The sequence below is a fragment of the Chryseobacterium sp. SIMBA_028 genome (assembly GCF_046535285.1).
Lineage (GTDB): Bacteria > Bacteroidota > Bacteroidia > Flavobacteriales > Weeksellaceae > Chryseobacterium.
This window is the reverse complement of sequence record NZ_JAWRWZ010000063.1, coordinates 1-415: the sequence shown is the minus strand read 5'-3', so window position 1 is coordinate 415 and position 415 is coordinate 1. Positions and strand designations below refer to the sequence as shown.

Sequence of the window (415 nt, the reverse complement as noted above, 5' to 3'; positions counted from 1 at the left end):
ATCTGTTATTTTGATGATTAATCCTGGTAACCCACTAAATTTATACGGACCATACGGAAACGGAATGTCGGTAGAATACCATGCTGTCCAGTTTCTCCCTTTAAAGGTTACTTCCGCTTTTTTACAGGTAATGGTATTGATAATTTTAGTTTCATCTATAAGCTTCCAATTTTTTATGATGGGTTCTTTATAGGTCAGTAATGACATCCCTGCCAATTGAAAATACTGTATATTTTCACTGGATTGTATAATGGTAAACGTAAAACTTGTTTTTGGAATCACTACTCCTTTTTTCCAGCCAAGCGTTATACTTCCATCTGGGTTATGAGTCATTGTTCCTGAAGTTGCCATTACCGAATCACCTTTCAGCGATACGGCACTCGCAAAGAATGCACGATGATCTCCTATTTGTAAT

Annotated in this window: 1 protein-coding gene; it reads right to left on the bottom strand. The window is 36.6% G+C overall.

Features of this window, described 5'->3' with window-relative positions:
* Window positions 1–415, bottom strand: a 415-nt coding sequence (locus SCA31_RS22545; protein ID WP_410699285.1) for a GLPGLI family protein, incomplete at both ends; no start/stop codon positions are given.